The 18,410-nt window shown below is 71.5% G+C and carries 16 protein-coding genes and 2 pseudogenes; 9 read left to right on the top strand and 9 right to left on the bottom strand.

Translation table 11 applies throughout. The annotated features are described in order from the left end of the window. Positions 1-361, bottom strand: a pseudogene (locus tag BKI49_RS23870) (hypothetical protein); the annotation flags it as partial. A gap of 126 nt (positions 362-487) precedes the next feature. Here BKI49_RS23870 and BKI49_RS23865 point away from each other — a divergent pair. Continuing rightward, positions 488-1,699 (top strand): pyridoxal phosphate-dependent aminotransferase, encoded by a 1,212-nt coding sequence (locus BKI49_RS23865; RefSeq protein ID WP_095936294.1) that lies wholly within the window; start codon positions 488-490, stop codon positions 1,697-1,699. 103 nt (positions 1,700-1,802) lie between these two features. After that, positions 1,803-2,225 carry an SCO4983 family protein gene (locus BKI49_RS23860; RefSeq protein ID WP_095936293.1) on the top strand — a complete coding sequence of 141 codons (423 nt, stop codon included), beginning with the start codon at positions 1,803-1,805 and terminating at the stop codon, positions 2,223-2,225. A gap of 100 nt (positions 2,226-2,325) precedes the next feature. Here the strand turns inward: BKI49_RS23860 and BKI49_RS35975 are convergent. Beyond that, positions 2,326-2,607 (bottom strand): annotated as a pseudogene (locus tag BKI49_RS35975) (hypothetical protein); the annotation flags it as partial. A 139-nt stretch (positions 2,608-2,746) separates the two neighbouring features. Between BKI49_RS35975 and BKI49_RS23855 the strand changes: the two are divergent. From BKI49_RS23855 to BKI49_RS23840, 4 genes are read left to right on the top strand one after another with little or no spacing between them, the layout of a single operon-like run. Next, the gene (locus tag BKI49_RS23855; RefSeq protein WP_095936292.1) at positions 2,747-3,826 is read left to right on the top strand and encodes a substrate-binding domain-containing protein; all 1,080 of its coding nucleotides are present in this window, start codon (positions 2,747-2,749) and stop codon (positions 3,824-3,826) included. Between the two features lie 13 nt (positions 3,827-3,839). After that, positions 3,840-5,015, top strand: coding sequence for a toxic anion resistance protein (locus BKI49_RS23850; protein WP_095936291.1), 1,176 nt, complete (start codon positions 3,840-3,842; stop codon positions 5,013-5,015). Continuing rightward, entirely contained in the window at positions 5,012-6,547 is a 1,536-nt protein-coding gene (locus BKI49_RS23845) for a substrate-binding and vWA domain-containing protein (protein ID WP_095936290.1), read from the top strand. Before BKI49_RS23850 ends, BKI49_RS23845 begins: the two co-directional genes overlap by 4 nt. Further along, on the top strand, positions 6,534-7,142 hold the full coding sequence (locus tag BKI49_RS23840; protein WP_095936289.1) for a hypothetical protein: 609 nt from the start codon (positions 6,534-6,536) through the stop codon (positions 7,140-7,142). The genes BKI49_RS23845 and BKI49_RS23840 overlap by 14 nt, the downstream gene beginning before the upstream one ends. A 92-nt stretch (positions 7,143-7,234) precedes the next feature. On the opposite strand, the gene BKI49_RS23835 is transcribed toward BKI49_RS23840, so the two are convergent. From BKI49_RS23835 to BKI49_RS23805, 7 genes are all read right to left on the bottom strand, one after another. Further along, positions 7,235-8,407, bottom strand: coding sequence for a hypothetical protein (locus tag BKI49_RS23835; RefSeq protein WP_095936288.1), 1,173 nt, complete (start codon positions 8,405-8,407; stop codon positions 7,235-7,237). Then, complete coding sequence (locus BKI49_RS23830; RefSeq protein WP_095936287.1) at positions 8,404-9,210, bottom strand: PP2C family serine/threonine-protein phosphatase; 807 nt, start codon at positions 9,208-9,210, stop codon at positions 8,404-8,406. Before BKI49_RS23830 ends, BKI49_RS23835 begins: the two co-directional genes overlap by 4 nt. A 3-nt stretch (positions 9,211-9,213) precedes the next feature. Next, positions 9,214-9,975, bottom strand: a complete 762-nt coding sequence (locus tag BKI49_RS23825; RefSeq protein WP_095936286.1) for a vWA domain-containing protein — start codon at positions 9,973-9,975, stop codon at positions 9,214-9,216. Positions 9,976-9,990: 15 nt separating this feature from the next. Further along, entirely contained in the window at positions 9,991-11,178 is a 1,188-nt protein-coding gene (locus BKI49_RS35390; protein WP_179332548.1) for a hypothetical protein, read from the bottom strand. Positions 11,179-11,295: 117 nt separating this feature from the next. Continuing rightward, positions 11,296-11,760 (bottom strand): hypothetical protein, encoded by a 465-nt coding sequence (locus BKI49_RS23815; RefSeq protein ID WP_095936285.1) that lies wholly within the window; start codon positions 11,758-11,760, stop codon positions 11,296-11,298. Next, a complete protein-coding gene (locus BKI49_RS23810; protein WP_095936284.1) occupies positions 11,747-12,733 on the bottom strand; it encodes a serine/threonine-protein kinase in 987 nt (328 codons plus the stop codon). Before BKI49_RS23810 ends, BKI49_RS23815 begins: the two co-directional genes overlap by 14 nt. Positions 12,734-12,997: 264 nt before the next feature. Then, positions 12,998-14,833 carry a phosphoenolpyruvate carboxykinase (GTP) gene (locus tag BKI49_RS23805; RefSeq protein ID WP_095936283.1) on the bottom strand — a complete coding sequence of 612 codons (1,836 nt, stop codon included), beginning with the start codon at positions 14,831-14,833 and terminating at the stop codon, positions 12,998-13,000. A gap of 459 nt (positions 14,834-15,292) precedes the next feature. On the opposite strand from BKI49_RS23805, the gene trhA reads away from it, so the two are divergent. The 3 genes from trhA to BKI49_RS23790 all read left to right on the top strand — a co-directional run bounded on the left by trhA (position 15,293) and on the right by BKI49_RS23790 (position 18,407). Beyond that, positions 15,293-16,006 (top strand): PAQR family membrane homeostasis protein TrhA, encoded by a 714-nt coding sequence (trhA, locus tag BKI49_RS23800; protein WP_095936282.1) that lies wholly within the window; start codon positions 15,293-15,295, stop codon positions 16,004-16,006. A gap of 149 nt (positions 16,007-16,155) precedes the next feature. Continuing rightward, complete coding sequence (locus BKI49_RS23795; RefSeq protein WP_095936281.1) at positions 16,156-17,724, top strand: MFS transporter; 1,569 nt, start codon at positions 16,156-16,158, stop codon at positions 17,722-17,724. After that, on the top strand, positions 17,721-18,407 hold the full coding sequence (locus BKI49_RS23790) for a TetR/AcrR family transcriptional regulator (protein ID WP_373557580.1): 687 nt from the start codon (positions 17,721-17,723) through the stop codon (positions 18,405-18,407). The genes BKI49_RS23795 and BKI49_RS23790 overlap by 4 nt, the downstream gene beginning before the upstream one ends. The last annotated feature ends 3 nt before the right edge of the window (positions 18,408-18,410 follow it).

Raw genomic sequence — 18,410 nt, 5'->3', positions numbered from 1 at the left:
GGCGCGGCGGGCGGGCGGGCGGCCCGGGCGGGTGCGGGGGCGGCGGCGCGGCGGGTCGCGGGCGGCCCGCCGCGTCACCGGCGGCCGGGTTCCACGCGGCGTCCCACGGCTGTGCGGGTTCGTCGGCGGCCGGGTCACGCGCGGCGTCCCGCTCCTGCGCGACGTCACCGCCCACGGGGGCCGGCCGCCCGCCGACGGCCGTGTCGCCGACGGCCGTGTCGTCGACGCCGTCGTATCCCTCCTGCCAGCCGTGTGCCTCGGCCGGGTCGGCGTAGGCGTCATAGGCCGGGGAGGCCTCGCCGTCGCTCTGCGGGAGGTACACCTTCGGCGGGATCTCGGGGTCGCCGGGCTGCCAGGACATGAGGGCGGATTGTAGAGACCCCAAGGGGTCCGGGCCCAGTGCGGGGACGAAAGCGACGGAACCGGCACGTCTCACGTGGTGGAAAACACCCCCCACCATGCGTTACGCGGCCGTAAGCTCACGGGCATGCAGGTGATCCAGTCCACGAAGCTCGCCAACGTCTGCTACGAGATCCGGGGTCCGGTTCTTGAGGAGGCGATGCGGCTGGAAGCAGCCGGTCACCGCATCCTCAAGCTCAACACGGGCAACCCGGCCGCCTTCGGGTTCGAGTGCCCGCCGGAGATCCTGGAGGACATCCTCCGCAACGTCTCCTCCGCGCACGGGTACGGCGACGCCAAGGGCCTGCTCGCCGCGCGCCGGGCCGTCGTCATGCACAACCAGACGCTGGGCATCGAGACGGACGTCGAGCACGTCTTCATCGGCAACGGCGTCTCCGAGCTGATCGTGATGGCGATGCAGGCCCTGCTGGACGACGGCGACGAGGTCCTGGTGCCCGCTCCGGACTATCCGCTGTGGACGGCGGCCGTGTCCCTGTCCGGCGGTACGGCGGTGCACTACCGCTGCGACGAGCAGTCCGACTGGATGCCCGACCTCGCCGACGTGGAGCGGAAGGTCACCGACCGCACCAAGGCGATCGTCATCATCAACCCGAACAACCCGACGGGTGCGGTCTACGACGAGGCGATGATCCGGGGGCTCACCGACATCGCCCGGCGGCACAATCTGCTGGTCTGTTCCGACGAGATCTACGACAAGATCCTCTACGACGGGGCGACGCACACGGCGACGGCGGCGGTGGCCCCCGACCTGCTCACCCTCACCTTCAACGGCATGTCGAAGGCGTACCGGGTGGCGGGCTACCGGGTGGGCTGGATGTCGGTCTCGGGGCCGCGCGCGCACGCCGAGTCGTACATCGAGGGGCTGACGATCCTCGCGAACATGCGCCTGTGCGCGAACATGCCGGGCCAGCACGGCGTGGTGGCCGCACTGAGCGGACGGCAGACGATCAACGACCTGGTGCTGCCCGGCGGCCGGCTGATGGAGCAGCGGGACGTCGCCTACGAGCTGCTGACACAGATCCCGGGCGTGACGTGCGTCAAGCCGAAGGGGGCGCTGTATCTCTTCCCGCGCCTGGACCCCAAGGTCTTCAAGATCAAGGACGACCGGCAGATGGTCCTCGACCTGCTGCGCCGCGAGAAGATCATGGTCGTGCAGGGGACGGGCTTCAACTGGCCCGAGGCGGACCACTTCCGGGTGGTCACCCTGCCGACGGTCGCCGATCTGACGGACGCGGTGACGCGGATCGGGAAGTTCCTGGACGGCTACACCCAGCCCTGACGCTCACGCTGTGTGCGCGCCGTGCACAAATCTGCGACTCGGCTCAACTTTAGACGAAATCCAAGCTAGGATGGTTTCCTGTCAGAGCACAGGAGGCCATCCCATGTACGAACCGATCCGCACCAAGTCGGTCCACACGATGGCCGGCACCACTTCCTCGGACTTCCCCCACCGGTCGCGCGAGGAGGAGCTGGACATCCAGCTCGCCGGTCACCTCGCGGCGCTGCTCGCGGTCACGGACGAGATCCGCGCTCTCGCGCCCTCCGCCGACCTGGACGCGGCCGCCGAGCGGCTCACCGCACAGGTGGCGCGGCTGCGGGGCGGAGCGACGCCGGTGCGTGCCGCGGTGGCCGCCGCCCTGCACGAACCGCACCTCGTGGCGCTCCACCAGCGGGCGCACGCGCTCGCCGGCCGCGCCCTCGTCGTCGCGGCGTCCCGCGCCGACACCGCGGCGGCGATCCTCGCCGCCGAGCGCATGGACGCCCATGCCCCGGTCGCCGAGCCCCGCGAGCTCGCGCCCCACTGAGCCTCCGGGCTCCCCCTTGACGGCCCCGGTCCGCGTGCACCCGCAGCGACGCGCGGACCGGGCGCCATATGCCCCACACGTCGCGGTCCGGATCGCGCGGTCACCGCAGCCCGGCACACGCGGTCACCGCGCCCCGGCACGACCGGTCACGGCCCCCGCACGCGCGGACGCTCGCACCGCGGAGCCGGTCGCCCCGGACTCCGCACCTGTCTTGCCCGGGCAGTCGCCCGGGGCTCCGCAGCAGGCTCACCCGAACGGTCGCCCAGGGCTCCGCACCGCGGTGCGCGATCGACCGGGCGACCGTCTCCTCGTCGGTCCCGCGGACCGTGACGGACCGGCCGTCGACGGTGATCGTGACGGTGGGCGCGGGTCGCCGGGCGAAGCGCCAGGAGGAGGCGTGCGCGAGCGTCGGCCGCGGCGGAAGGAGGCGGCCCCTCCGGTTGCGTACCGGGACCCGGTGGTCACCCCCCGTTCACCCGCCGAGACCGGGAACGTTGGGTTCCGAGGCGCACGCTCCAGGCGTGAGACGTATCGCAGGAATCGTCCTGGCGGTGCTGTTGATCGGCGGAGTGGCAGCAGCCGTCGTCGCAGGCCGCGAAGGTCAGGACAAGGGCACGGCAACGAAGACCGTGCGAGGAGTGATCGGATCGGAGAAGGCGGAGTTCTTCGCCGATCCCGACGTGGTGAAGGCCCTGGCCGCCAAGGGCTACACCGTGAAGACGGAGACGTCCGGGTCCTGGGCCATGGAAGGGCTCGACCTCAAGGGGTACGACTTCGCGTTTCCGTCCAGCCAGGCACCGGCAGACGAGCTCGCCGGCAAGTACCACGCACGGCAGCCGCTGCCGAGGCCCTTCTACTCGCCGGTCGTCGTCGTGACGCACCGCAGCGCGGCACAGGTCCTCGCCGCCAACGGACTCGCCACCCTCGACAGGAACACCGGCACCCTCAAAATGGGGGCCTATCTCGACGCGGCCCGGCACGACCGGACCTGGCAGCAGCTCAAGGGCGCCGCGGCACACGGTGAGCTGACCGGCACGCTCTACATCGCCACCACCGACCCGGCCACCTCCAACTCCGGTGCCCTCTACCTCGCCGCCGCCTCCTACGTGGCCGACAAGGGACGCGTCGCGGCCTCCACCGCCGACGTCGAGCGCACCGCGCCCCTGATGCGCAAGCTCATCAGCGTGCAGGGCGCCCAGCAGTCCAGCACGGACGCGGCGTTCCGGGACTTCATCAGCGGCGCGGGCAATCCGCTCGTCCTCGTCTACGAGTCCCAGGTCGCCGCGCTGCTCGGCGAGGACGGCGGACGGGAGGCCGGCGACCTCACCGTCCTGTACCCGGACACCACCGCCAACAGCGACCACACGGTGGTCCCGCTCACCGATGCCGGCCGCGCGCTCGGCGAACTCCTCAGCGCCGACCCGACGCTGCGCAGGCTCGCCGTCCGGCACGGGTTCCGGCCGCAGGGCGCGACCGCCGAGTTCACCGCGGCGACCGCGGGCCGCACCTCGTACCTCAATCAGAAGCTGACCGGCGTCCGGCAGGCGCCCGTGCCCGCCTCCAAGGTGCTGCACGAGATGGCGCGCCGGGCCGGGAACTAGGGGGAAGCACCAAGTGACCAGCACAGACAACGAGTTCACCCTCACGCCGCCGCAGGCCGTGTCGGCCGTGCCCCGCGAGAAGGCCGGCGGGCTCGTCCCCGTCGAACCGTCCGTGCGGGACGAGATGGCGCGCCGCGCCGCCGAGTACGTCGGCGGACTCGCGGGCCTCGACGCCCGCTCCCCCGAATTCGCCGGCAAGGTCGGCGAGATCACGGGTCTGGGCGCCGGGGAGATGCGGGGCGCCGCCGCACAGTCCAACCGCATGCTGGAGCGCACGCTGCGCAGCCTGCCCGGCAAGGGCGAGGACGCCCAGTCCCATGTCGCGGGGTCGCTCGTCGAACTCCGGCGCGTGGTGGAGGACCTGGACCCGCGAGACCTGCCCGCGAGCAAGGGGAGGAAGTTCCTCTCCCGGCTCCCCGGCGGCAACAGGCTGCGCGACCACGTCGCCAAGTACGCCTCCGCGCAGGGCACCCTGAACAAGATCGTCGGCTCGCTGCGGGGCGGCCAGGACGAACTGCGCCGGGACAACGCGGCGTTGCAGACCGAGCGGGTCCGCCTGTGGGAGACGATGGGCAAGCTCCAGGAGTACGTCGTCCTCACCCAGGCCCTGGATACGGCCGTCGAGGAGCACATCGAGGACGTCGGGTCCACGGACCCGACGCAGGCCGACAGCCTCCGCTCCGACGTGCTGTTCCCGGTGCGCCAGAAGCACCAGGACCTGCTCACCCAGCTCGCCGTGTGCGCCCAGGGCTACCTCGCCATGGACGTGGTGCGGCGCAACAACGACGAGCTGATCAAGGGCGTCGACCGCGCGGCCACCACCACGGTCTCCGCCCTGCGCATCTCCGTGATGCTGGCCTCCGCCCTGGACAACCAGCGCAAGGTCGTCGACCAGGTCAACGCGCTGCGCGGCACCACCGAGGACCTCATCCGCGGCAACGCCGAGATGCTCGCCACCCAGAGCGGCGAGATCCAGCGGATCGCCGCCGACCCCGCCGTCGGCGCGGAGACCCTGCGCAGCGCCTTCCAGCAGATCTACCGCACGCTCGACGCGATCGACACGTACAAGCTCCAGGCGACGGAGTCGATGGCCGCGACGGTCGAGTCCCTGACGGCCGAGCTCCAGCACGCGGGCGCCTATCTGGAGCGCAGCCGGTCGCAGGGCGCGCTGGAAGGCGGGCTCGGATGAGACGACGCGCGGCGTGCGCCGTCGTGGCCCTCCTCGCGGTCGCGGCGTGCACGGCACCCGAGGACGAGAAGTCCGGCGGCGGGGCGCCCGAGCCCGGCACCCTGCGGGTCCTCGCCTCCAGCGAACTCGGTGACATGAAGCCGGTCCTCGACCGGATCCACGAGGACACCGGCATCACGGTGAAGCCGACCTACATGGGCACGCTCGCCGCCGTCGACCTGCTGGCGAAGGGGGAGGCGGACCGGTCGTACGACGCGCTGTGGCTGTCGTCGAACGACTATCTGCGGCTGCGCCCGAACGCGGCCCGCCGGGTCGTCTCGGAGACGCCCGTGATGTCGAGCCCGGTGGCCATCGGGGTGAAGCCGGCCACCGTGACCGAGCTGGGCTGGAATCCGGACGACGTCACCTGGTCCCAGGTCGAGAAGGCCGTGGCGGACGGGAAGCTGACGTACGGGATGACCGATCCCGCGCGCTCCAACTCCGGTTTCTCCACGCTGATCTCGGTGGCCTCGGGCCTGTCCGGAGCGCAGTCGGCGCTCACGGACGCGGACGTGTGGAAGGCGACGCCGCGGCTGCGGGAGTTCTTCGCGGGACAGAAGCTGACGTCGGGGTCCTCGGGCTGGCTGGCCACCGCGTACCGGAGGCGCGGCACTGTGGACGCGCTGTTCAACTACGAGTCGGTGCTGGAGGGGGTGAAGGGACTGACGGTGATCCGGCCGCGCGACGGCGTGGTCACCGCCGACTACCCCCTCTCCTCGCTCGCCACCGGCTCGGCGGACACCCGCGAGACCGTGCGCCGCCTCGCCGAGGCCCTGCGCACCCCGGCCGTCCAGCGGGAGATCACCCGGCGGACGCACCGCCGCCCGGTCGTCGCCTCGGTGCCTCCGGCGCCCGGGCTCGACACGAGCAGGCGGCGTGAACTCCCCTTCCCCGGCAACCGTTCCGTCGCCGACCGTCTCCTCGACTCGTACGAGAACAAGCTCCGCCGGCCGTCGCGGACCGTCTACGTCCTCGACACCTCCGGCTCGATGGGCGGCGACCGGCTCGGCCGGCTGAAGAAGGCGCTGACCGATCTGACGGGCGACTTCCGCGACCGCGAGGCGGTGACGCTGATGCCGTTCGGCTCGAAGGTCAAGAGCGTCCGCACGCACGTGGTGCGGCCCGAGGACCCGGAGACCGGGCTCGACGGCATCCGCGAGGACACCCGCGCGCTCACCGCCGACGGCGACACCGCGATCTACACGTCGTTGGAGAAGGCGTACGGACATCTCGGGTCCGACGGCGACACGTTCACGTCGATCGTTTTGATGACGGACGGCGAGAACACGACGGGCGCGGGCCCCCGGGAGTTCGACGGCTTCTACCGCCGGCTCCCCGCGGGGCGACGCGAGATCCCGGTCTTCCCCATCCTGTTCGGCGACTCCGACCGGAGCGAGCTCCAGCACATCGCCGACCTGACGGGCGGCCGTCTCTTCGACGCCCGCAAGGGCTCGCTCGACGGCGCCTTCGAGGAGATCCGTGGCTACCAGTAGGCTCGTCCGCTTCCTCGAATCCCGCAAGAACCTCGCCGGCAGCGCGTGCGGGCTCCTCGGCCTGGCGCTGACCTTCACCGGACTCGCGGGCCCGTACTGGCCCTTCGTCGTCGCGGGCCTGTACGGCGCGGGCGCGCTGATCGCCCCGCCCGAGCGGCCCGCCCTGCCGGACTTCCCCGATCCGTCCGCCCAACTGGAGGAACTGCGCGAGGACTTCGGGAAGCTGCGCGAATATCTGGACGGCGTCGAGCTGCCGCCGGCCGCGGCGGGCCGGCTCACCGAGCTGACCGGACTCCTCGCGGCGCTCTTGGACCCCGGCTGGGTCGCCGAGGTCCTCGCCCAGGACCCGGAGGGCGTGCACATGCTGTCCCGGGCGGTACGGCAGGACATCCCCGAGGCCGTCGACACCTTCGTACGGACGAGGTGGTGGACCCGGCTGGCGCCGGGCACCGAACCGCCGGAACGCCATCTGGAGCGCCAGCTCACCCTGCTGCACGAGGAGTCGGACCGGCTCGCGACGACGCTGCGGGAGGTCGAGGCACGCCGGCAGGAGTCGCACACGCGCTATCTGGAGGACCGGGGCCGCGCACAGTGACGTCACGCGTGCGGCGCGGCGGGCACGAGACCCCGCCCCGTGAGCGTCGTACGGGCCTGCCGTGAGCGCCGTACGGGCGTGCCCGGGTGCCGTCAGCTCAAGAGCCCGATGATCACCAGGACCACCAGCACCGCGATCAGAACGGCGACCTTGAGGGCCGCGGGCCACGGTCCGTCCGGGTCGTCCGGGTCCTGTCCCCGCTGCGGGTCCGGCACGGGTACCGACACCGGCGGCGGCCCGTTGAACACGTCGTGCCCGGTGGTCGCCGCCCGGGTGCACCACGGACAGGACGTGAGGTGGGAGCCGAAGGTGTGCAGCGGGCGGCTCGGGCAGACCCGCACCAGGGACCGCTCCTTGTCCAGCGCACGCAGCCATGCCTCCGCCGGAGGGCGTGCGGCGGGCGCGTGCACGCCTGGGCCGAAGGCGGCGCGGGCCAGGGTGAGCAGTTCGGGGGGCAGTACGGACGGGTCGATGGTGCCGCGCGGGATGACGACGCGCTCCGGGCGTACGACGTAGGAGCAGCTGGCGGCGATGTTGTCCTTGACGGTCGACTCGGAGGCGCTGTCGTGCGGGACACCCCCGAAGGGGTGGTTGCCGGCCGTCAGCAGCTGGTAGACGAGGACGGCGAGGGCGAAGTCGTCGGTGGCGCGGGTGGCGGGGCCGCCTGCCTGCCGCTCGGGGGACGAGTAGTCGGTGGTGTGCATCAGGCAGGGGAAGAGCTCACCGCTCACCGGGTCGTTGAAGGCGATCGAGTCGCAGTCCAGGAAGGTGACGAAGCCGTTCGCGTCGACCACCACGTTGCTGCTGGAGAAGTCGCCGATGACGAGGTTGTCGTAGTGCATGCGGGCGGTCATGAAGGCGAGGTTCCAGGCGACGCCGAGCAGGAAGCGCCAGTCGGCCCGGTCGGGGAACAGCTTGAGGCGCTGGGCGCGGGTGAACAGGCCGATGACCTGCACGTGAGCGGGTTCGCCGAAGCGGCGCATGGCGTAGCCGAGGAACTCCCCCTGCGGGCCTCGGGCGAGCGCGGTGGGCCAGGCCAGTTCGGGCGGCTGGGAGCGGTCGGTGGGGCGCGCGGCGAGCGGGGACATGGTCAGCATCCGCATCAGCCGCCGCTCCTGCTCCAGGCCGGGCGGCTCCCGGTAGAGCTTCACGACGATGCCGTCGTCGCCGACGACCGGGAACACGGCGGCCTGGCCGCCGCCCTTGAGCGGCAGTTCCGCGAGGGTGACCGGCTTTCCGTCGAGGAACACCGTGAGCCCGCTCATGGCCGCGCCTTGAGCACGGCCCGCAGCAGTGTCTTGTCGTCGGCGTTCAGGGCGGTCAGGCGGTCCGACCTCAGCAGGGTCGCGAGGCCCTCGTGGGCGCTGTCGGTGACCGGGCCGGGGGCGTCGAGGGAGCGGAACACGGCGTCGACGAACGAGACGTTCGGGGACGGCGTGCCGCTGCCCGCGCGGTTCAGCGCGGCCTGCACGAGTCCGTCGGTGGACAGCAGCACCCCGTCGATCCCCTCGTCGGACACGCAGTCGGTGTGCACCCAGCGGGCCGCGTCCGGCGAGGTGAGGAACACCGTCTCGTTGCTGTACTCGCTCGCCGCCATCGCCTGCGGCAGCAGATGGAACTGCCGTTCGCCGTCCTCCGCACCGGCCCGCAGCACGACGAAGCCGTCGCCCACGGTGAGATGGCCCAGCCAGCCCGGCGTCAGCACCACGACGGTGAGGGTGGTGGCGAAGTCCGCGGCCTCGGCCCCGGTCCGGTCCAGGAACACCTTGCTGACGTCGTGGAAGGCGTCGACCAGCAGCTCGTGGACGGCCTCGCCGGGGTGGCAGTCCGCCGCCGCGGCGGCCCGCCGCGCGAAGTGCTCCGCGGCCAGCTCCACCGCGAGCCGGGACCCCTCCTCGGAGCGCGGCCTGCTGCCGGCGCCGTCCGCGACCGCGAGGACCGCCACCGACGGCGACGCGGCGTAGGCGCAGGCGTCCTGGCAGGGCAGTCCCTGGCGGCGGTGGCGGTAGCCCTCGACGCTCATGCCGTGGATCCGCCACGGCGACTCCCGCTCGTCGACGGTGGCCATCGGTCAGGATTCCCAGGCCGGGCGCTGCGTCTTGAACTGGCTGAAGATCTTCTCGAAGACCTCGTCGCCCGCGCCCTTCTGCTCGGCGTTCGCGCTGGCGGACATCATCTGGAGCAGCTCGCGGAAGGGGAATCCCTGGAGCCGGGCGTTGAACTTCGGCGCGAAGGCCTGGAGCACCTGCTCGCCCATGTCGGTGATGCCGCCGACGCCTATCGCGTACAGCCGGAAGCGGCGGGCGCGCTGCTCGTCGGCGAGGACGGGGATCAACCGGCGCCAGGAGTCGGTGAGATGACCCGTGCCGTCGGTCGGCAGCCCGTCGGTGACCAGGCAGATCTGCGGCCGGTAGTACTGGAGGCCGGAGGCGCGCAGTTCGGCCTTGCGGGCCGCGACGATGTGCATCGACAGCTCCAGCGCCTCCGTCATCAGGGTCACCCCGGCGGCGGGGAGCTGCGGCGGCTGGAACGTGTGCGCGGGCACGAAGGGGCTCACCGGGGCGCGGGGGGCGAGGAGCTGGGGACCGCGCCAGGCGGCGACGCCCTGCCCGCCGAAGGTGACCACGGCGACCTCCACGCTGTAGCTGAGGCTGACGTCGTCGTGCAGTTCCCGGGTCCACTCCATGAGCGCGTTGTTGAGCGTCTGGATGGGCTGTCCGGCCATGGAGCTCGACGTGTCGAGGCAGAGCACGAGCGGCAGCCGCTGCGCGTTGTTCTCGAACTCGATGTCGGCATACTCCGCCGGCAGCGTGGGCGGGTACTCGCTGTGCATCTGTGTCTCCCGGTCTCAGGTCCTGGTGCCGTTGGCGTGCCGTCCGGTGGCCCGCGGGAACGCGTACAGGACGTCGGAGTCCCGTTCCCGCGCGTCGGTGACGTCGACGAGCCCGCCGGGGGCGGGGGGCGGCCGGCCGGGTTCCGCCCACACCGCCCGGTAGAGCACGCGGTCGATCTCGACGTAGCCCTGCGGGTGCAGTTCGGTGCGGACGACGGCCGACCTGGCGGGGCCGGGCACATTGCCGACGCGGCGTCCGTACCGGGGTGTCGGTGTCACCCTGAGGCGAGTGGTGGTCTCGTCGCGCGGGCGGGTTGTGGTCTCGTCGCGCGGGCGGACGGTGGTCTCGTCGCGCCGGCGGGTGGGTGCCGTGGTGGGCGGGACGGCCCCGACGCCGGGTGCGGCGAGGGCACGGCGGGACAGGGTGCCCACCGCGCGGGAGGACCGGCGGATCAGGAACAGCAGGGCGGCGAGCAGGACGACGAGCAGGACGCACAGGACCGCGAGGATCTGGGTGGCGGTGTCCCAGCCGGCGTCCGAGGCCTGGTCGGACGCCTTGTCCGCGCCCTTTTCCGCACCCTTGCCCGCCCCGGACGACTGCTTGCCGTCCGCCTTCTCGGTGTTCCTGGACGTGCCCGAGGGGGTGCCCGTGCCGCCGAACGGCGGGCCGGAGGGCCCGGCGATGGCGTACGTGTGCTCGGACAGATCGGCCGCCAGGTGCTCGGCGATCAGGTCGGCACCTCGTAGCGGGCCCTTGGCGAGCCGGGCGCACAGGTCCTTGGGGTTCTTGGGCCGGCAGGCCTGGAGATTCGTCAGTTCGCTCACGGCCTCGGCGGGCAGCCGGTCGATCGTGGCGTCCTGCTCGACGAGCCGGCCGGTCGCGTTCGCCAGCAGCAGGAGCGCGGTGCCGCCGCCTCCGGTGTGCCGGCTCTTCGGCACCTCGACGACGAGGTTGGCGCGGTCGCGCCACAGGGCGCCCTCGACGGCCCTGCGTTCCTGCGCGCTGCCGTCGAACCGCACCGGTTCGTCGAGCGTGACCCGAACGGCGCCGTCGCCGATGTTCCGCGACCAGCACTGGAGGCGCTCCCTGAAGTCCTTGCCGCAGGACGCGTCGGCCACCGATCCCGGTACCGCCACGGCGGCTGCCGGAGCCGTCGCGAGCAGCATTCCGGAAAGCGCGATGGAGCAGAACGAACGCCGCATGGGCAACCCCCCGTGGCCTGAAAGGCGCACCCCCGTCGCCTTGAAAGGCACTCGCCCATATTGGGGCCAACCGGCGGGCGTCCAAAAGGGGTTCGGGCCACATGACGGTTTTCACTTCTACAACTTGAATACCTGATGGCAGCGGGTGAACATCTGCCGCGCCCGTTCCACCCAATCACTGGCCAAAGCATCGAAATCCGTTTGGGTCATGCGGCAGGTCAGCGGGAGGTCGCACACTCCGGCCAGGCAGGGGCGTGGTCCGCGTACGTCCCACACGGACAACATGGGGTTCAGTTGTTCGGTATTCCATGCGTTCGACGCCGCGGCGGCGACGGCCAGTTGATCCTGGCGCAGATAATGGCCGTCGGTCGCGAACGCGACGAGAAGCCGTTTGGTCGTCATGAATCTCACGGTGACCATCCGTCCCGTTTCCTTCAGATCGAATTGCATGGAAACGGAAACGGTGTCGGTCACGGTGTGGTAATTCCGCGTGGCCACCCAGTTCTGCACCAACTGCCGCCAGTGCGTGCCGATCTCGAGGATGGCGTGGCCCCGGCCGGGAAAGGACTCAGGCGTCGCCACGGCCCACCGCCTCGGCGACCATCCTGTCGGTCAGACCGGCGTCCAGCAGCGCCTGCGCGTGCAGCAGCAGACAGGACGGCACGGACTCACTGACGCTCTGCCGGCGCCGGTTCGCCAGTTCATGGGTGCGCACCTTGATGCTGTGCGCCACGGTCGGCGGGGGCCAGGACGCCGGTTTCGGGGTCTGCTCCAGCAGGTCGGCGAGCAGCGTGTCCAGCGCGGGCCGGTCCTGCGGCTGCTTGGCCAGGCACCCGGAGATCAGCTCCCGCATCCCCGCGGGAACGCCGTCGAGTTGGGGTTCGGCCAGCACGACCCGGTAGCGCACCGCCTCACCGCTGCCGTGCGGCGGGCGGCCGGTGAGCGCGTACACCAGGACGCCACCGAGGGAGAACACGTCGCTCGGCGGGCCCACCGGAGCCCCCTTGATCTGTTCCGGCGACATGAAGGGCGGGGTGCCGACGACCACGCCGACCTGGGTGAGGCCGGGAGCGCCGTCCACCCGGGAGATCCCGAAGTCGATGACGCGCGGACCGTCGGAGGCGAGGAGCACGTTCGCCGGTTTCAGGTCGCGGTGCACGACACGGGCGGCGTGGATGGCCTGGAGCGCCTCCACCAGGCCCGCGCCGAGCCGGCGCACCTGCGGCTCTGGCAGCGGCCCGTCGGTGCGGACCGCCTCGGCGAGCGAGGGGCCGGGGACGTACATCGTGGCCAGCCAGGGGAGTTCGGCCTCCGTGTCGGCGTCGACCACGGCCGCGGTGTAGGCGCCGCTCACCACGCGTGCCGCGGCGACCTCTCGGGCGAACCGCTCCCGGAACTCGTGCTCGGCCGCCAGTTCCGGCCGCACCACCTTCACGGCGACCTCGCGCCCGGCCGGCGATCGTCCGAGATACACCCATCCCATCCCGCCGGAACCGAGCCGTCCCACGATGCGGTAGGGCCCGATCTTCATGGGATCGCTGACCGGTGTGCGCACCCCGCTCACCTCATTTCGGGGTTAGGTGCAGGATGTCAGGAGTGTCCCGCGAACGTGCGACTTTTTCAGCCGGTCCGGCACGTTCCGCGCACCGGTCGCCGCGGACCCCGGGACGGGCGGGGGCGGCGGGGAGCACGGGAAGAGCCGGGACCCCGCACGCCGTTGTGCGGGGTCCCGGCTCTTGTGAGGTGGTATCACCGCGGCCGGTCGTGACGATCGCTGGTCAGGGCACATCCAAACCGGCCGCGGAGTCTGTACGGGGACTCAGCCCAGGCGCTGCACCAGCGCGCGGTACTCGTCCCACAGTTCCTTCGGGGTGTGGTCGCCGAAGGTGTTGAGGTGCTCGGGCACCAGAGCGGCCTCCTCGCGCCACACGTCCTTGTCGACGGTGAGCAGGAAGTCGAGGTCCGACTCGGACAGTTCGAGCCCCTTGGTGTCGAGGGCGCCCTTGGCCGGCAGGATGCCGATCGGCGTCTCGACGCCCTCGGCCCGGCCGTCCAGGCGGTCCACGATCCACTTCAGGACGCGGCTGTTCTCACCGAAGCCCGGCCACACGAACTTGCCCGCGTCGTTCTTGCGGAACCAGTTCACGTAGTAGATCTTCGGGAGCTTCGACTGGTCCTTGTCCTTGGCGACGTCGACCCAGTGGCCCATGTAGTCGCCCATGTTGTAGCCGCAGAACGGCAGCATCGCGAACGGGTCGCGGCGCAGCTCGCCGACCTTGCCCTCGGCGGCGGCGGTCTTCTCGGAGGCGACGTTCGCGCCGAGGAAGACACCGTGGTTCCAGTCGAAGGACTCGGTGACCAGCGGGACCGCGCTGGCCCGGCGGCCGCCGAAGAGGATCGCCGAGATCGGCACGCCCTTGGGGTCCTCCCACTCGGGCGCGATGATCGGGCACTGCGAGGCGGGCACCGTGAAGCGGGCGTTCGGGTGCGCGGCGGGCGTACCGGACTCCGGCGTCCAGTCGTTGCCCTTCCAGTCGGTGAGGTGGGCCGGAGTCTCCTCCGTCATGCCCTCCCACCAGATGTCGTTGTCGTCGGTCAGCGCGACGTTGGTGAAGACGGAGTTGCCCCACAGCGTCTTCATCGCGTTGGCGTTGGTGTGCTCACCGGTGCCGGGCGCGACGCCGAAGAAGCCGGCCTCGGGGTTGATCGCGTACAGCCGGCCGTCCTCACCGAACCGCATCCAGGCGATGTCGTCGCCGATGGTCTCGACCGTCCAGCCGGAGATCGTGGGCTCCAGCATGGCGAGGTTGGTCTTGCCGCAGGCGCTCGGGAAGGCGGCGGCGACGTACTTGGACCCACCCTGCGGCGGGGTCAGTTTGAGGATCAGCATGTGCTCGGCGAGCCAGCCCTCGTCGCGCGCCATGACGGAGGCGATGCGCAGGGCGTAGCACTTCTTGCCGAGCAGGGCGTTGCCGCCGTAGCCCGAGCCGTACGACCAGATCTCGCGGGTCTCGGGGAAGTGGGAGATGTACTTCGTGGAGTTGCACGGCCAGGGCACGTCCGCCTCACCCTCGGCGAGCGGCGCTCCGAGCGTGTGCACGGCACGCACGAAGAAGCCGTCGGAGCCGAGTTCGTCGAGGACCGGCTGTCCCATGCGGGTCATGGTGCGCATGGACACGGCGACGTAGGCGGAGTCGGTGATCTCGACGCCTATCGCGGAGAGGTCGGAGCCGAGGGGGCCCATGCAGAACGGGACGACGTACATCGTCCGGCCCTTCATCGAGCCACGGAAGACGCCGCCCTGCCCGCCCTCGCCGGAGAAGATCTCCCGCATCTCGGCGGGGGCCTTCCAGTGGTTGGTCGGGCCAGCGTCCGCTTCCTTCTCGGAGCAGATGAACGTCCGGTCCTCGACCCGCGCGACATCGGTCGGGTCGGAGGCGGCGTAGTACGAGTTGGGGCGCTTGATCGGGTCGAGCTTCTTGAAGGTGCCCTTGCGGACGAGCTCCTCGCTCAGTCGCTCGTACTCGGCCTCGGATCCGTCACACCAGACCACGCTGTCCGGCTCGGTCAGTGCTGCGATCTCGTTGACCCACGAGATCAGTTCCTGGTGGTTGGTGGGGACGGCGGTTGTGGGAGCCGCGATGTCGCGCGCCACGATTGCTCCTAAATGAGGGGTTTTGTTGTTGTGCCCCGTGGGGGCTGCGACCCGGATGCTTCACGGTTGTCGATCTCTGGCGCTCATCCGGTGCCGACCGCACTCATTTGATCATCCGACGCATCCGCGCATATGTCCAGAGGTCCTCACACCTGAGCGGAGTGAGCATCGCCACTCGCCGGAAGGTTTCCTCCCGCACACCCGGGGTTCATCCCGGGTACCCGCGGGCCGGGGCGGGTCGCCCGGGCGGGCCGGGCCGACGTTCCCCGCCGTCCGAACACCCCGCGGAGCACGCACTTCGCGCACGGACACGGCCACAGGCCCGGACCGCGCCGGAGGCCGGTCACCCCGCCGCACCCCCCGGGCGCTCCCGCCGCTCGCGTGAGACCATGGCCACTAACGGCGTTCCATCACGCCGCGCTGATACGTAACTTACGGTTCCGTAGGTACCATGCGCGCATGACTGCGTCCGTCCCCGACGCGCCCACGGACTCGCCGGCCGACGGCGGCGATCCCGATGCGCTCTCCCCGTCGCATCCGGTCAAGCCCAAACTGCGCGGCTGGCTGCACCTCGGCATGTTTCCGGCCGTCCTCGTCTCAGGCCTGGTGCTCACGGCCCTCGCGGACTCCACCCGCGGCCGTATCGCCTGCGGGATCTACGTCCTGACGGCCTGCCTGCTGTTCGGCGTGAGCGCGCTGTACCACCGGGGCAACTGGAGCCCCCGCATGGACGGCGTCCTGCGCAGGCTCGACCACGCCAACATCTTCCTGATCATCGCGGGCACCTACACCCCGCTGACCATGCTGCTGCTGCCGAGCGCCAAGGGGCAGTGGCTCCTGTGGGGGATCTGGGCCGCCGCGGCGGCCGGCATCGTCTTCCGGGTGTTCTGGGTCGGCGCACCGCGCTGGCTCTACACCCCCTGCTACATCGCCATGGGCTGGGCGGCCGTCTTCTTCCTCCCGGACTTCATGCGCGCGGGCGGGATCGCGGTCCTCGTCCTCGTCATCGTCGGCGGCCTGCTCTACAGCGCGGGCGGGGTCATCTACGGCATCAAGCGGCCGAACCCGTCACCGCGCTGGTTCGGCTTCCACGAGGTCTTCCACTCCTTCACCCTCGCGGCGTTCGTCGTGCACTACGTCGGCATCTCGCTGGTGGCCTACCAGCACGGATAGCCCCTGCGACCTCCCTGCACCGAAGGGCCGCGGCTTTCGAGCCGCGGCCCTTCGTCGTACCCGGACATGGCTTCCGGACCACCCCGGGAGGGCCTCCGGCCCGGGAGCCATGTTGACAGACACCACTTTTTGAGAGCTACTCTCATTTCATGGTGACTCTCACGGATGATGGCGCCGCCGGGCACGACCCCCGCCGCTGGTGGGCCCTCGGGGCCCTGGTCGCGAGCCTGCTCGTGCTCGGTTTCGACATGACGATCCTCAATGTGGCGCTGCCGACGATGGCCCGGGACCTGGGCGCCTCCACGGGCGAGCAGCAGTGGATGGCGGACGCGTACGTCGTCGTCTTCGCCGCGCTGATGCTCCCGGCGGGCCTGCTCGGCGACCGCTTCGGGCGGCGCCGCATGCTCATCGCCGGTCTCGGCGTCTTCCTCGCCGGATCCCTGGTCGGCGCCCTCGTCGACGACGTCGCCTGGGTGATCGTCGCCCGCGCGCTGATGGGGATCGGCGGCGCGCTCGTGATGCCGCTCGCCCTGGCCGTGCTGCCCTCGCTGTTCGGGCCGGACGAGCAGACCAAGGCGGTCGGCGCGGTCTCGGCCGCCTCCGCGCTGGGGCTGCCGCTCGGCCCGATCGTCGGCGGCTGGCTGCTCGACCACTTCTGGTGGGGCTCGGTCTTCGTGGTCAACGTGCCCATGGCCGCCATCGGCATCACGGCCTGCCTGTTCCTGCTCCCCGAGACCCGCGACCCCTCCTCCCCCAAGGTCGACACCGTGTCCACCGCCCTCACCGCGGCCGGACTCAGCATCCTGATCTACGCGATCATCGAGGCCCCGCACCGCGGCTGGGGCGACCCGCTGGTCCTCGGCCTGCTCGGCGCCGCGCTCGTCCTGGTCGCGCTGCTCGTCCTGCGCGAGCGCCGCAGTGTCCGGCCGATGCTCGACCTCCCCCTGCTCGCCCAGCGCGGTTTCCTCCTGAACACGCTGGCCGCGACGCTGGTCATGTTCGTGCTGTCGGGCCTGATGTTCGTGCTGCCGCAGTACCTCCAGGCGGTGCTCGGGCACGACGCGTTCGGCACGGGTGTACGGATGCTGCCGATGATGGGCGGACTGCTGATCGCGTCCCGCGCCGCGGGCCCGGTGCTGGCACGGTTCGGGCCACGCGCCGTGATCAGCGCGGGTCTCGTCGTCCTCGCCTTCGCCGCGATCCTCGGCAGCCGCACTTCCGTCGACGACGGCTACGGCTTCACCGCCCTGTGGCTGTCCGTGGCCGGCCTCGGCTTCGGTTTCGCCGTGGTGCCCGCGATGTCCGCCGCCATCGGCGCGCTCCCCCGCGACCGGGCCGGCAGCGGCTCCGGGCTGCTGATGACGGTGCGCCAGGTGGGCAGCGCGACCGGCATCGCCCTGCTCGGCTCGCTCCTCGCGAGCGCCTACGCCGACCGTCTCGACACCTCCGCCCTGCCGCGCGCCGCCGCCGACGCGGCCGGTGACTCCGTGGTCGGCGCCCACGTGGTCGCCGGCCGGCTCGGCGACCACGCGCTGGCCGCCTCCGCGGACGCCGCGTACATCCACGGCATGGACCTGGTCCTGCTGGTCAGCGGTGTCGCCGCGCTGGTGACCGCCCTGCTGGCCGCGGCACTGCTGCGCAACCCCGAACCGGCGCCCGGCACCGCCCCCGAGCCGCACACCGGCATGGCCCCGGCACCCGCCGATGCCGGACAATGAACACCATGGCCGCCACCGCACACAGTTCCGCCTCCGCCGCGGGGCCCCGGCCCGGGCTCCGCGAGCGGAAGAAGATGAAGACCCGGACCGCGATCCGCGACGCGACGTACCGGCTGATCCAGCAGCAGGGGTACGACGCGACCACCATCGAACAGATCGCGGAGGCGGCCGAGGTCTCCCCGTCCACGGTGTTCCGCTACTTCCCGACCAAGGAGGACATCGTCCTCACCGACGAGTACGACCCGATGCTCGAGGAGGAACTCCGCGCGCGCCCCGCGGACGAGCCGTGGTTCGACTCCCTGCGGTACGTGCTGCGCAAGGCCATCGCCCTGGGCGACAACGAGGGACCGGAGGTGACCCGGCTGCGCACCCGGCTGATGGTGGAGGTGCCCGCCGTGCGCTCCCGGATGATGGAGAGCATGTCGGTCACCGGCCGGCTGCTGTGCCGGGCCATCGGCGAGCGCACCGGCCTCGACCCGGACGGTCTGGAGGTGCGGGTCTTCGCGATGTCGCTGATCGGCGGGCTGATGGAGACCTCCCTGTACTGGGCCGAGGGCGGTCACCGCGAGGACTTCGCCGAGGTCGTGGACCGGGCGGTGGACGTCCTGGAGCACGGTCTGGGCGGCGCGGCCGGGCAGGCCGCGGGCGCGGAAACCCCCAGGCCCCAGGGGCACCCCGCATGACAT

The organism is Streptomyces sp. Tue6028 (assembly GCF_002300165.1).
In the GTDB taxonomy this organism is placed as follows: domain Bacteria; phylum Actinomycetota; class Actinomycetes; order Streptomycetales; family Streptomycetaceae; genus Streptomyces; species Streptomyces siamensis.
This window is presented reverse-complemented; position numbering and strand designations above follow the sequence as displayed.

What these genes read in the sequence shown, in the direction of transcription:
- BKI49_RS23865 (WP_095936294.1), top strand. Translation starts at nt 488, where the DNA reads ATGCAGGTGATCCAGTCCACGAAGCTCGCCAACGTCTGCTACGAGATC.
- BKI49_RS23860 (WP_095936293.1), top strand. Translation starts at nt 1,803, where the DNA reads ATGTACGAACCGATCCGCACCAAGTCGGTCCACACGATGGCCGGCACC.
- BKI49_RS23825 (WP_095936286.1), bottom strand. Translation starts at nt 9,975, where the DNA reads ATGCACAGCGAGTACCCGCCCACGCTGCCGGCGGAGTATGCCGACATC.
- BKI49_RS23795 (WP_095936281.1), top strand. Translation starts at nt 16,156, where the DNA reads ATGGTGACTCTCACGGATGATGGCGCCGCCGGGCACGACCCCCGCCGC.
- BKI49_RS23790 (WP_373557580.1), top strand. Translation starts at nt 17,721, where the DNA reads ATGAACACCATGGCCGCCACCGCACACAGTTCCGCCTCCGCCGCGGGG.
- BKI49_RS23830 (WP_095936287.1), bottom strand. Translation starts at nt 9,210, where the DNA reads ATGGCCACCGTCGACGAGCGGGAGTCGCCGTGGCGGATCCACGGCATG.
- BKI49_RS35390 (WP_179332548.1), bottom strand. Translation starts at nt 11,178, where the DNA reads ATGCGGCGTTCGTTCTGCTCCATCGCGCTTTCCGGAATGCTGCTCGCG.
- trhA (WP_095936282.1), top strand. Translation starts at nt 15,293, where the DNA reads ATGACTGCGTCCGTCCCCGACGCGCCCACGGACTCGCCGGCCGACGGC.
- BKI49_RS23835 (WP_095936288.1), bottom strand. Translation starts at nt 8,407, where the DNA reads ATGAGCGGGCTCACGGTGTTCCTCGACGGAAAGCCGGTCACCCTCGCG.
- BKI49_RS23845 (WP_095936290.1), top strand. Translation starts at nt 5,012, where the DNA reads ATGAGACGACGCGCGGCGTGCGCCGTCGTGGCCCTCCTCGCGGTCGCG.